Consider the following 12,868-nt stretch of genomic DNA (forward strand, 5'->3'; position numbering starts at 1 on the left):
ATGAAGTACATCACCAAAACCGGCCTGTTGGCGCTCGGCCTGTCGGCAGCCTTCGCTTCGGCCGCATCGGCTGAAACCAAGACGCTCTATATCGGCATGAATGGCGGCAATATGGAGAAGGCCTATACCGAGCATGTCCTGCCGGAATTTGAAAAGGCCAATGACGTCAAGGTCGTTGTCGTGCCGGGCACCTCGGCGGATATTCTCGCCAAGGCGACCGCGCAGAAAGACAATCCGCAGATGCATGTCATGCTGCTCGACGACGGCGTCATGGTGCGCGCGATCAATGCAGGCCTGTGCCAGAAAATCTCCGACGATCCGGTTCTGGCCGACATCCAGCCTGCCGCGCGCCTCAAGGACGACATGGCCATCGGCGTCGATATGGGCATGACCGGCATTGCCTATAACAAGAAGCTTTTCGACGAAAAGGGCTGGGCCGCCCCGACTTCGTGGATGGATTTCGCCGACGAAAAATATGCGAATGCCGTTGTGTTCCAGTCGGCTTCTGCCTCGACTTTCGGCCTGCATGCCTTCCTGATGTTCAACCGCATTCAGGGTGGCGACGACAAGAACCTCGAGCCGGGCTTCGAGAAGTTCCCCGACATGATCGGCAAGAACGTTCTGGAATTCATCCCGTCCTCGGCCAAGATTTCGGAAATGGTGCAGACCGGCGAAGCGGCGATCTTCCCGCTGACGCCAACCGGCGTCAACAACCTGAAGGACAAGGGCATTCCGGTTGAATATGCGCAGCCCAAGGAAGGTTCCGTGGTCCTCGCCGTGACCGAATGCGTGCTCGCAGGCAACAGCGAGCCGGAGCTGAGCCAGAAGCTTGCGCATTATCTGCTTTCCGCCGATGCGCAGAGCAAGGCGCTCGACCATGGCAACGTCATCCCGTCGAACCAGAAGGCCAAGGCCGGCTCGCCGGAAGCACAGGCCAAGCTCGACGCCTTCAACGGTTACATGAAGACCGCCAAGACGCTCGACTGGGACGCCGTCAACGAAGGCCGCCAGCAGCTCAACAGCCGCTGGAACCGCACCATCGAAAAGTAAGATCGATATCGTGATCCGAAAAGGCCCGCGCCGGGAGACCGGGGCGGGCTTTTTGCTGCAGGACCGCTTACGCATCGCCTGCCGATATTGTAGCTTGCGCGCAAATCATCCGGCAAATCGATGCAACGGGGCAAGCGTGAGAAAAGCGGCAGCACTCGCATTATCTGGAATTCTGGTGGCGGCACCCGCGCTTGCCGAAGACAACTGGAAGCCCGTCGAGGAAATCAAGTTCTATGCCATCGCCGGGAAAACCGGCCCGGAACTTTATGAATCCATCGGCGAGCGCGGCCCGAAGATCGGCGGCGGCAAAACCCGCGTCATCGCCCATACCAGCTATGTGCTGACCTGGGACCGGCAGTTCGACCGCTCCAACAATGCCTGCACGATCCTGTCGGCCACGCCCAAACTGAAGATCACCTATACGCTGCCGAAGCCCGCGCAGAAACTGACCTCGCCGGTGAAGGAACATTGGGAAACCTTCTATGAAGGCATCCGCAGGCATGAGCTTGTGCATGGCGACCACGCCAAGGACATGACGCGCGAGATCGTGCGCCGGACCGTGGGCCTGTCGGTTCCTAACGACCCGAAATGCCAGAAGATCCGCAAGGTGCTGATCAAGGAAATCACCGATATGGTCGATGTGCAGCGCGCGCAAGGCCGCGCCTTCGACCGGGTGGAGATGGGCAATGGTGGCAACGTCCACCAGCTGATCCTGGCTCTGGTGAACGGCGGCTGATTTTCTCCATTGGAGCGCATTCCGAAACGTGTGAAACGGTTTTCGGAAAAGATGCGCGTCAAAACAAATGCTTGAAGCGGTTCCGGCAATTCCTTTTTAACCGGAACCGCTCCAGCCTGCGTTGCGCTCCAAAACCTGCAATTTTGAACCAGATGGAACATTCGTGACAGCCGCGCAATGAAGGGTTTTCATGCGTTTGTTCAAACAGAACCCGTTGACATCCTAACCAGTTAGTACATTTTAGAAAACAGCGCAGCCGATCATGCATTCCGTTCCGAGGTGGAGGACCGAGGTGGAGGACCGAGGAGGAGCGGATTGCAGCTTGCGACAGGGCACTGCCGGGAACCGGACGGATTTCTGACACGCCTTTAGTTGCGATGGCCGGCGCGGACAGCGGGAAAGTATAGTCGCCGCCGGATGCATGGGCATCCTGCAAGGATGCGGTGCTGCTTTCTCTCGAAACCCGAAAAGGGACAGCGGTCCGCAAGCGATGCGCCCAGAGGAGGGCCGAAGGAGGCCGAGGGGAGGAACGTGAAAGCTTTAGTCGATTTCTATTTTACGGCGGCGCGGTTCGCCATTGCCTGCCTACTTGGCTGCATGGTGGTGCTCGTGTTCGGCAATGTGGTGCTGCGCTACGCCTTCAATCAGGGCATAACGGTTTCGGAAGAGCTGTCGCGCATCTTCTTCGTCTGGCTTACCTTTCTGGGCGCGGTCGTCGCCATGCGCGACCATGCGCATCTGGGCGTGGATTCTTTGGTACGCCGCTTGTCGCCTGCGGGCGCGCGCATTGCGCTGGTCGCAGGCCACATCATGATGTTCGGCGCGACCTGGCTGGTTCTTTCGGGAAGCTGGACGCAGACCCTCATCAATATCCCGACGCTGGCCCCTGCGACGGGCATGTCGATGGGCTGGTTTTACGGCGCGGGGCTGGCCTTTGCCGTGCCCGCGCTCCTCATCATCGCGTGGAACGGCTTCGGCATCGCGACCGGGCGCATCGATGTCGCCAGCACGCATTTCGTGACGGACAGCGAGGAGCATGTCACACCCGTCCCGACCGATGAAGATCGCAAATAGGGCGCGCTGACAATGACCTTGCTCATCTTTCTTGCCGCCCTTCTGGTTCCGATGGCGCTCGGCGTTCCGGTGGCCTTCGCGCTCATCATCAGCGGCGCGGCGCTGATGATGTATATGGATCTGTTCGACGCTCAGATCGTGGCGCAGAACGTGCTGAACGGCGCGGACAGTTTTCCGCTGATGGCCGTCCCGTTCTTCCTGCTTGCGGGGGAAATCATGAATGCGGGCGGCCTTTCGCGCCGCATCGTCAATCTGGCGCTGGTCATGGTGGGCCATGTGCGCGGCGGTCTCGGCTTCGTCGCGATCTTCGCGGCCTGCGTGATTGCAAGCCTTTCGGGTTCGGCGGTCGCTGACGCGGCGGCGCTCGGCGCATTGCTGTTTCCGATGATGCGCAATGCCGGACATGAGCCGGGCCGCGCCGCCGGGCTGATCGCCTCGGCTTCGATCATCGCGCCGATCATCCCGCCATCCATCGGCTTCATCCTGTTTGGCGTGATCGGCGGCGTTTCGATCACCAAGCTGTTTCTGGCGGGTATTTTTCCCGGCCTGATGATTGCCGTGGCGCTGTGCGTGACATGGTTCATCCTTGCCCGCCGCGAACAGTTCGACCTGCCGAAGAAGGCCGCGCCCGGTGCGCGGATGCGGGCTTTCCTCGACAGTATCTGGGCCCTGATGCTGCCGGTCATCATCATTGTCGGCCTTCGCTTCGGCGTGTTCACGCCGACGGAAGCGGGCGTGGTCGCCGCCGTCTATTCGCTGTTCGTGGCAACCGTGATCTATCGGGAACTGCCGCTTTCCCGGCTCTATCCGGCCATGGTGGACGCTGCGAAGACGACCGCCGTGGTGATGTTCCTCGTTGCCAGCGCCAGCGTTTCGGCCTGGATGATAACCGTTGCCGATGTGCCGGGGGAACTCGCCGATCTGGTGCGACCCCTGATGGATAACCAGACGCTTCTGCTGCTTGCCATCATGCTGATGGTTGTTCTCGTCGGCATGGCGATGGACATGACCCCGACGATCCTGATCCTGACGCCGGTGTTGATGCCGATCATCAAGGAGGCAGGCATCGATCCGGTCTATTTCGGCGTGCTGTTCATCATCAACAATTCCATCGGCCTCATCACCCCGCCTGTCGGCACGGTGCTGAATGTGGTGTGCGGCGTCGCGCGCCTGCCATTCGAAAAGGTGATGACGGGCGTGCTGCCGTTCCTGATCGCGCAGCTGGTGGTGCTTTTCCTGATGGTGCTGTTTCCGCAGCTGGTGACGGTGCCGATGGGCTGGTTTCATTGAATCAAGAACGGGGGCCGCGTGATGCGGCCCTGAAGACATTGAAATAACGAGTGGGAGGAAGACATGAAGAAAATACTGAAGACAATGGCATTGGGCATGGTTCTGCCGCTGGCCCTGATGACGACCACGGCCATGGCCGAAATCCGTTCGCAGACCATCAAGTTTGCCGCCGCCAACAGCAAGGGCCATCCGCAGGTCACGGGCATGGAGAAATTTGCCGAGCTGGTGAAGGAAAAGAGCGGCGGGCAGATCAATGTGAAACTGTTTCCCGGCGGTGTGCTGGGCAGCGATCCGCAGACGCTTTCCGGCTTGCAGGGCGGCGTGGTGGAAATGACGGTAATGAATGCGGGCATCCTGTCCAGCACCGTCAAGGCATTCGAGGCTGTCGATCTGCCATTCCTGTTCAACAGCGGCGAGGAAGCCGACAAGGTCATGGATGGCCCGTTCGGCACCAACCTCCTGAAGCGCCTGCCCGATACGGGGCTGGTCGGGCTTGCCTATTGGGAACTCGGTTTCCGCAACCTGACCAACAACCGCCATCCGGTCGCGAAACTGGAGGATATTGCCGGGCTGAAGATCCGCACCCTGCAATCGCCGGTTCCTGTCGCCCTGTTCAATACGCTTGGCGCCAATGCGGTGCCGCTGCCCTATACCGAGCTTTACACGGCGCTTGAAACCGGCACTGTCGACGGGCAGGAAAATCCAAATGCCAACATCATCAATGCCAAGTTCTATGAAGTGCAGAAATATCTGACGCTGACGCGCCACCAGTACAATCCGCAGATCGTGATGATCAGCAAGAAGTTCTGGGATCGCCTCAACGATGAGGAAAAGGCGGTGATCGAACAGGCGGCGGTCGAGGCGCGCGATTATCAGCGCAAGGTTTCGCGTGAGCAGGATGCAATCGCACTCGACGAGATCAAGAAGACGGGCATGCAGGTGACCGAACTGACGCCGGAAGAAACCGCGCGCCTGCGCGATGCGGTAAAGCCGATCATCGACAAGTTCAGTGCCGAAATCGGTGCGGAAACCGTCAATGAGCTGTTTGCCGAATTGAAGAAGGTTCGCGGCGGAAATTAAAACAGTACGGTGCAGGCCGATACTGAATGAAACGGTTCCGGGCGGGTTTGCCCGGGACTGGCAGGAAACTCCGGTCAGGCCGGAGACAGGAGCGTGACATGAAGACTTCGATAGCAACCGTCTCCATCAGCGGCGATCTCCAGCAGAAACTGGGAGCCATCGCCAAGGCCGGTTTCGACGGGGTGGAGATTTTCGAGAATGATTTTCTCACCTTTGACGAAAGCCCCCGTCAGGTGGGCCAGATGGCGCGCGACCTGGGGCTGGAGATCACGCTTTTCCAGCCTTTCCGCGATTTTGAAGGCATGCCCGAACCTCTACGCAGCCGCACTTTCGACCGCGCCGAACGCAAGTTCGACCTGATGCAGGAGCTGGGCACCGATCTCGTTCTGGTCTGCTCCAACGTGTCGCCAGCTGCCATTGGCGGCATTGACCGCGCCGCGGATGATTTTCGCGAGCTTGGCGAGCGGGCGGCGCGGCGCAATCTGCGCGTCGGTTACGAGGCGCTCGCCTGGGGCCGCCATATCAGCGACCACCGCGATGCATGGGAGATCGTGCGCCGCGCCGACCATCCCAATGTCGGGCTGATCCTCGACAGTTTTCACACGCTGGCGCGCAAGATCGACGTGAATTCGATCCGCTCCATTCCGAAGGACAAGCTTTTCATTATCCAGATGGCGGATGCGCCTCTGATCGACATGGACCTGCTTTACTGGAGCCGCCATTATCGCAACATGCCGGGCGAGGGCGACCTGCCGGTGCTGGATTTCATGCGCGCGGTGGCCGCGACCGGCTATGACGGCTATTTCTCGCTGGAAATCTTCAACGACCAGTTCCGTGGCGGATCGCCCGCCATGATCGCTGCCGACGGACGCCGTTCGCTGATCTATCTTGGCGATCAGGTTCGCCGGGTCGAGCCGGACAACAGGCTGACGGTCCCCGCCATGCCGCCCCGCGCAAAGGTGCACCGGGTCGGCTTTGTCGAGTTTGCCACCCATGCCGAAGATGCAGAGCGACTGGTGGCCGCTGTCGGCGCGCTGGGCTTCAGGCTCGCTGGCAGGCATCGTACGAAAGAAGTGGCGCTCTACCGGCAGGGTGACATCAATCTCGTCATCAATACCGATACGCGCGGCTTTGCAAGCTCGGCCTATGCCGTTCACGGCACCGCAGCCTATGCAATGGGGCTCGTCGTGGACGATGCGGCGCAAGCCCATGCGCGCGCCGTTGCCATGGGTGCGGAGAATTTTGAACAACCGCTCGATCCGGGCGAAATCGCCATGCCCGCCATTCGTGGCGTTGGCGGCGGGCTGGTCTATTTTCTTGACGAAAAGACCGATCTGGCCCGCATCTTCGATATCGAGTTCGAGCCGGTTGCAGGCAATGAAACGGGTGCCGGTGTCGGCCTCACCCGCATCGATCATGTTGCCCAGACGATGAAGTTCGATGAGCTTCTGACCTGGCTCCTCTTCTATACCTCGCTCACGGAATCGCGGAAATCGCCCATGGTCGATATCGTCGATCCGGGCGGCGTCGTTCGCAGCCAGGTGGTGGAAAACGATGAGGGAACGCTGCGCATCACGCTCAACGGCGCGGAAAACCGTCGCACACTGGCCGGTCGCTTCATCGCCGAAACCTTCGGCTCGGGCATCCAGCATCTGGCCTTCGCCACGGACGATATCTTCGCGACGGCTGCGGCCCTGCGCGACAACGGCTTTCACACGCTGGAAATCTCGCCGAATTATTACGACGATCTGGAAGCGCGGCTCGGTCTCGACCCGGAATTCACCGACCGGCTCAAGGCTGCGAACGTGCTTTATGACCGCGACGAGAGCGGCGAATATTTCCAGCTCTATAGCCCGACCGACGATCAGGGCTTCTTTTTCGAAGTCGTGCAAAGGCAGGGCTACAAGGGGTATGGCGCGGCCAATGCGATCTTCCGCATTGCGGCGCTGCGGCGCTACATGCGCCCGGCGGGCATGCCGAAAAGTGCAGCGGCACTTTGATCGCTGGGGGAGAGGAAACCATGGCAAAGGCGCTCGCCAAGGCGCAGACGCGCAAGAACGACCCGGATGCAACGCGGGAAAATATTCTCGACGTTGCGGGGCGGGAGTTCGTGGCATCGGGGTTTTCCGGCGCCCGCGTGGACGAGATCGCGGCGCAGACCCGCACGTCCAAGCGCATGATCTATTATTATTTCGGCAGCAAGGAGGGGCTTTATCTCGCCGTGCTGGAACGCGCCTATGGAAAGATACGTGCGCTGGAAAGCTCGCTGTCGCTCGACGATCAGGACCCGGAATCCGCCATGCGCAGTCTGGTGGAAAGCACTTTTGACCATGACGACGCCAATCCGGATTTCGTGCGGCTGGTCGCGGTGGAAAACATTCACCGCGCCGAACACATGGAGCGCTCCGATGTCCTGTCGCGCCAGAATGTGACCATTCTGGAAACGATCGAGAAAATCCTCGAACGCGGGCGCGAGCAGGGCGTTTTCCAGCGACGCATTTCCGCGCTCGACCTCCACATGCTGATCAGCGCGCAGTGCTTCTTCCGCGTGTCCAACAGGCACACATTCGGCGCGATCTTCGGCACCGACCTCATGGCCTCAGACGTGAAGGCGCGGCATCGCCGCCTGATCAGCGACACGATCATCGCCCTTTTGAAAAGCCCGGAATAGCGGGGGTCGGCGCGCCGTCCGATCCTGTGGAGAATGGAATTGAGAAGTGAAGTGACGAAACGCCGTATTCATGTGGGCCTGATCGGCGCGAATATCCAGCGTTCGCTCTCACCGGCGATGCATATGCGGGAAGGCGAGGCGGCGGGTCTCGCCTATCGCTACGACATTATCGATCTTGCCGAGAAGGGGCGTTCAGCCAGCGATCTGCCCGCGCTTGTCGCGGAGGCGGAGGCTGCGGGTTTTTCCGGTCTCAACATCACCCACCCCTGCAAGCAGGCGGCGGTGGCGCTGGTCGATGAACTTTCGCCCCATGCTTTTGCCCTGCAATCGATCAACACGGTGGTGTTTTCCGATGGCAGGCGCATCGGCCACAACACCGACTGGTGGGGCTATGCGGAAGGGTTTCGTCGCGGCCTGCCGGGTGCGTCGCTTGCGCGTGTGGTGCTGCTCGGTGCGGGTGGGGCCGGGGTCGCCGTTGCCTACGCGCTCGCCGAGATGGGGGCGCTGGAAGTGCACATCTTCGACCTCGACGCCGCGAAGGTCGATGCGGTCATCGGCAAGCTCGTTGCGGTGCAGCCGCAATGCAGTTTCATTGCAGGTTCCGATCTCGCGGGAACGCTGGCGGGGGCATCTGGTCTGGTCCACGCGACGCCAACGGGCATGGATGCGCATCCCGGCCTGCCGCTCGCGCCCGCGCTGGTACAGCCTCACCTCTGGGTTTCCGATATCGTCTATTTTCCATTGCAGACGCCGCTGGTTCGGCTTGCGAAGGAGCGCGGATGCCGCGTGCTCGACGGCGGCGGGATGGCTGTGTTTCAGGCGGTCGGCGCATTCGAGCTCTTCAGTGGCATCAAAGCCGATCCGGACCGGATGCTTGCCCATTTCGCGCAGTTGCAGGCGCGGAACTAGAGCAATAAAGGATCTTCAAAAATGGACGCAAGGATAAGTTTCCGGATTCTACGCTAACGACTCTGGTCTCCAGCGCCGCTATCTTCAATCATCTGGTAGAGCAAGCATAAATCACCGAACGGCACGTTTCTATTCAAGCGTGTTGATGAAGATGCTTTGTGTTTTTGCGGGATCGCTTGTTGAAGAATTGGCGTTGGAGGTTCTCGTGAGTATAAACTTCAGATCATCGGGTATATCTGCCACGCGCATGTCGACGCGGCGCATCCTTGTCGCCGGTGGCGCGGGGTTTCTTGGCTCTCATCTTTGCGAACGTCTTCTGAACGAAGGAAACTTCGTCGTCTGCGTCGATAATTTTTCGACCGGACGGCTTGAGAACCTGCGCAATCTCCTGCGTTACGACACGTTCAGCTTCGTTCGCCACGATATCGTCAACCCGATCGATCTGCCGGTGGACGAGATCTACAATCTGGCATGCCCGGCTTCGCCGCCGCATTATCAGGCTGATCCGGTGCATACGATGAAGACGAGCGTCATCGGCTCGCTCAACCTGCTTGAGCTTGCAGCACATTACCAGGCCCGGATTTTTCAGGCATCGACTTCGGAAGTCTACGGCGATCCGCAGACGCATCCGCAGCCGGAAGCCTATTGGGGCAATGTCAATTCCTTCGGTCCCCGGTCCTGCTACGACGAAGGCAAGCGCTCCGCCGAAACGCTGTTCTACGATTTTCACAAGCAGTATGGCGTCGATATCCGCATCGTGCGCATCTTCAACACCTATGGCCCGCGCATGCGGCCCGACGACGGGCGCGTCGTGTCGAACTTCATCGTTCAGGCCCTCAAGCGTGAAGACATCACCATCTATGGCGACGGCTCGCAGACCCGCTCCTTCTGCTATGTCGACGATCTGATCGAAGGCTTCAGCCGGCTGATGAACAGCCAGGTCCGCAAGCCCGTCAATCTGGGCAATCCGGGAGAGTTCACCGTGCGTGAACTCGCCGAGCAGATCATTGCACTGACCGGTTCGTCATCGCGGATCGTCTATCGTCCGCTGCCGACCGACGATCCGCGCCAGCGCCGTCCCGACATCATGCTCGCCAAGCGCGAGCTTGGCTGGGAACCGCAGATAGCGCTTGTCGAAGGGCTGAAGCAGACGATCGCCTATTTCGAACGCCAGCTTGTCAGGCCGACGGGCGAGCTTTTCGAGGTGGCGAGATGACACGGCCGACCATACTCGTCACCGGCGGTGCAGGCTTCATCGGAAGCCATACGGCGAAGCTTCTGCATGAGAGCGGATTCTCGCCGGTCGTCTATGACAACCTGTCGACGGGTCACCGGTCTTCCGTTCGCTGGGGCGAGTTTGTCGAGGGCGACACGCTTTCCCAGGATCAGCTTGTCGCTGCCATCACGAGCTTTGATCCGGCAGCCATCATCCACTTTGCGGCCTCGGCTTATGTGGGGGAATCCGTCACGGACCCCGCGAAATATTATCGCAACAATGTCGGCGGCATCCAGTCCGTTCTGGAGGCGAGCCGCCTGACGGGCGGACGCTCTGTCATCTTTTCATCGAGCTGCGCCACCTATGGCATTCCGAATGCGCTGCCGATCCGCGAGGGTGAAATGCAGCGCCCCATCAACCCCTATGGGCGCACGAAGCTGATCGCCGAACATATGCTGGCCGACTATTCGGCAGCCTATGGCTTGCCCTATGCGGCACTGCGCTATTTCAACGCCTGCGGCGCCGATCTGGATGGCGAACTGGGCGAAAGGCACGATCCCGAAACCCATCTGATACCGCGCGCCATGCTGGCTGCGGCGGGAAAGGCGGATTGCCTCGAAGTTTACGGCGATGATTACGAAACGCCGGATGGCACCTGCATCCGCGACTATATTCATGTCGTCGATCTGGCGCGGGCGCATGTGCTTGCGGTCGAACATCTTCTGAATGGCGGTGGAAACCTCGTTCTCAATCTGGGAACCGGGCGCGGAACATCCATCAGGGAAATCGTGGATGCGATAGACCGGCTGACCGGCCGCAGGGTGCCCGTCGAAATGCGGCCGCGCCGGGCGGGCGACCCGCCCGTGCTTTATGCCGATCCATCGGAGGCTGCGGCAAAGCTCGGCTTCCGCACGCTCCATTCCGATCTCGATACGATCATCCGCACGGCTGCGCCCTTCTTTGGGCTGGAGATGCGGACATGACACGGCGCGAGCTTCACCCAGTCACTGGTGGCGATACAGGCGAAACGGAACCCTTGCTGACGCCCATCTTCACTGGCCGCAAGCGGGTGGAGTATGTGGTTGGCATTGTCCTCTGGGCCCTCGCCCTCGCCTATTTCTGGCAATGGTGGCTCATCAGCGCCACGCCCAATCACCTTGCGGGTTATATTCTGGTGACGGCGCTCCTGGCCTGGATCACGATCCTGCCGCTTTATTTCATCACCATTTTCTTCCACGCGGCGCGCCCCACCGGCCCGCTTCGCATCCCTGCTGGAAGCCGCGTTGCCATGGTCGTCACCAAGGCGCCGTCTGAGCCGTTCGAGGTGGTGGCTGAAACCTTGCGCGCCATGCTGGCGCAGGATGTGCCGCACGATACCTGGCTTGCCGATGAGGACCCTTCGCCCGCGACGCTTGCCTGGTGCCGGGAACATGGCGTGTACGTTTCCACGCGCAGGGGACGTGCCGATTATCATCGGCAAAGCTGGCCGCGCCGCACCCGGTGCAAGGAAGGCAATCTCGCCTTCTTCTACGATCACTATGGCTATGAGCGCTATGATTTCGTGTCGCAGCTCGATGCCGATCATGTGCCTGAGCCGGGCTATCTCTTCAACATTCTGCGGCCCTTCGCCGATCCCGCGGTTGGTTATGTTTCCGCGCCAAGCATTTGTGATCGCAATGCGCATGAAAGCTGGTCGGCCCGCGGGCGTCTCTATGTGGAAGCCAGCATGCATGGCTCGCTGCAGGCCGGTTACAACGGAGGCTTTGCCCCGGTCTGCATCGGCTCTCATTATGCGGTACGCACGGCAGCGCTGAAGGAAATCGGCGGCCTTGGACCCGAACTGGCCGAGGATCATTCCACGACCCTGTTCATGAATGCGCATGGCTGGCGCGGCGTTCATGCGCTGGATGCCATCGCCCATGGCGACGGTCCACGCACCTTTGCCGATCTTGTGACGCAGGAATTCCAGTGGTCGCGCAGCCTCGTGATGATCCTGTTGCAATATACGCCGAAGCTGATCGGTCGCTTGCCGCTGCGCCTGAAGATCCAGTTTCTGTTCTCGCAGCTTTGGTATCCTCTCTATGCTTTCTTTCTGGCGCTGACATTCGTTCTGCCGATAGCCATTCTGGCTTATGGTGATAATTTCGCCAGCGTTACCTATCCCGCTTTCCTGATGCACTTCATGCCGCAATCGCTCGTGATTTTGGCGCTGGCATTCTGGTGGCGGTCGAGCGAGACGTTCCGCCCTGTCGACGGCAGGATTTTCAGCTGGGAAGCGATGCTGTTCCTGCTGGCACGCTGGCCCTGGGTTCTGGCTGGAACCTTCGCAGCCTTCCGTGACTGGCTGACCGGTTCCTTTGTCGATTTTCGTGTCACGCCGAAAGGCTCATCCGAGGTCGATCCGGTGCCACTGCGGGTGATCGCGCCCTATGCGCTGATCTCCGGTGTGTCCATTCTGCCTGTCCTCGTGGTCAGCGGTGCCGATCAGACGCGAGGCTTCTTCATCTTCGCCATCATCAATGCGTGTTTCTACCTGTTCCTGATGGCGATGATCGTCATCCAGCACACGCGGGAAAATCAGGTGCGCATGACGAACCGCCTCTATCGGCCGGCAATGGCATGCAGTTTCACGGCGCTGGTGGCGTTGACAGGCTTCACCACTGCCGAACGCGGGCGCGACGGCATCGAGGCTCTGAGCTGGGGCACAAAAAGCTTCACGCTCTTTGACGACCGCTTCTCGGTTGCAGGGGCTGGCAGAGGCGGGCGCGACGTTCACCGGACAGTCTTCAACCCACGCTGGCGCACCGGTGCGCCCAGCGCAGTAAACTAGGCGAAAGAGGCG

The 12,868-nt window shown here is 60.2% G+C and carries 11 protein-coding genes; all 11 read left to right on the forward strand.

Annotated elements, in window-relative coordinates; all coding sequences use genetic code 11:
• The 11 genes from ACOWVS_RS12135 to ACOWVS_RS12185 all read left to right on the forward strand — a co-directional run bounded on the left by ACOWVS_RS12135 (window position 1) and on the right by ACOWVS_RS12185 (window position 12,856).
• Window positions 1-1,050: an ABC transporter substrate-binding protein gene (locus ACOWVS_RS12135; RefSeq protein WP_006469568.1), complete on the forward strand. Its 1,050-nt coding sequence runs from the start codon at window positions 1-3 to the stop codon at window positions 1,048-1,050.
• A gap of 136 nt (window positions 1,051-1,186) precedes the next feature.
• On the forward strand, window positions 1,187-1,786 hold the full coding sequence (locus tag ACOWVS_RS12140; protein WP_022569311.1) for a DUF922 domain-containing Zn-dependent protease: 600 nt from the start codon (window positions 1,187-1,189) through the stop codon (window positions 1,784-1,786).
• 531 nt (window positions 1,787-2,317) lie between these two features.
• A complete protein-coding gene (locus ACOWVS_RS12145) occupies window positions 2,318-2,860 on the forward strand; it encodes a TRAP transporter small permease (protein ID WP_006470782.1) in 543 nt (180 codons plus the stop codon).
• 12 nt (window positions 2,861-2,872) lie between these two features.
• On the forward strand, window positions 2,873-4,150 hold the full coding sequence (locus ACOWVS_RS12150; protein WP_006469565.1) for a TRAP transporter large permease subunit: 1,278 nt from the start codon (window positions 2,873-2,875) through the stop codon (window positions 4,148-4,150).
• Between the two features lie 63 nt (window positions 4,151-4,213).
• A complete protein-coding gene (locus ACOWVS_RS12155) occupies window positions 4,214-5,230 on the forward strand; it encodes a TRAP transporter substrate-binding protein (RefSeq protein WP_006469564.1) in 1,017 nt (338 codons plus the stop codon).
• Between the two features lie 98 nt (window positions 5,231-5,328).
• Window positions 5,329-7,230 carry a bifunctional sugar phosphate isomerase/epimerase/4-hydroxyphenylpyruvate dioxygenase family protein gene (locus ACOWVS_RS12160; protein WP_006470783.1) on the forward strand — a complete coding sequence of 634 codons (1,902 nt, stop codon included), beginning with the start codon at window positions 5,329-5,331 and terminating at the stop codon, window positions 7,228-7,230.
• A gap of 20 nt (window positions 7,231-7,250) precedes the next feature.
• Window positions 7,251-7,901 (forward strand): TetR/AcrR family transcriptional regulator, encoded by a 651-nt coding sequence (locus tag ACOWVS_RS12165; protein ID WP_006470784.1) that lies wholly within the window; start codon window positions 7,251-7,253, stop codon window positions 7,899-7,901.
• Between the two features lie 33 nt (window positions 7,902-7,934).
• Window positions 7,935-8,810, forward strand: coding sequence for a shikimate dehydrogenase (locus ACOWVS_RS12170; protein ID WP_006469561.1), 876 nt, complete (start codon window positions 7,935-7,937; stop codon window positions 8,808-8,810).
• A gap of 247 nt (window positions 8,811-9,057) precedes the next feature.
• Window positions 9,058-10,026 (forward strand): UDP-glucuronic acid decarboxylase family protein, encoded by a 969-nt coding sequence (locus ACOWVS_RS12175; protein WP_006469560.1) that lies wholly within the window; start codon window positions 9,058-9,060, stop codon window positions 10,024-10,026.
• Entirely contained in the window at window positions 10,023-11,009 is a 987-nt protein-coding gene (gene galE / locus ACOWVS_RS12180) for a UDP-glucose 4-epimerase GalE (RefSeq protein ID WP_075041752.1), read from the forward strand. The genes ACOWVS_RS12175 and galE overlap by 4 nt, the downstream gene beginning before the upstream one ends.
• Window positions 11,006-12,856, forward strand: a complete 1,851-nt coding sequence (locus ACOWVS_RS12185; RefSeq protein WP_006469558.1) for a glycosyltransferase family 2 protein — start codon at window positions 11,006-11,008, stop codon at window positions 12,854-12,856. Before galE ends, ACOWVS_RS12185 begins: the two co-directional genes overlap by 4 nt.
• Window positions 12,857-12,868: the final 12 nt, after the last annotated feature.

Origin of the sequence: Brucella sp. IR068 (assembly GCF_049065885.1) — a bacterium.
In the GTDB taxonomy this organism is placed as follows: Bacteria; Pseudomonadota; Alphaproteobacteria; order Rhizobiales; family Rhizobiaceae; genus Brucella; species Brucella intermedia.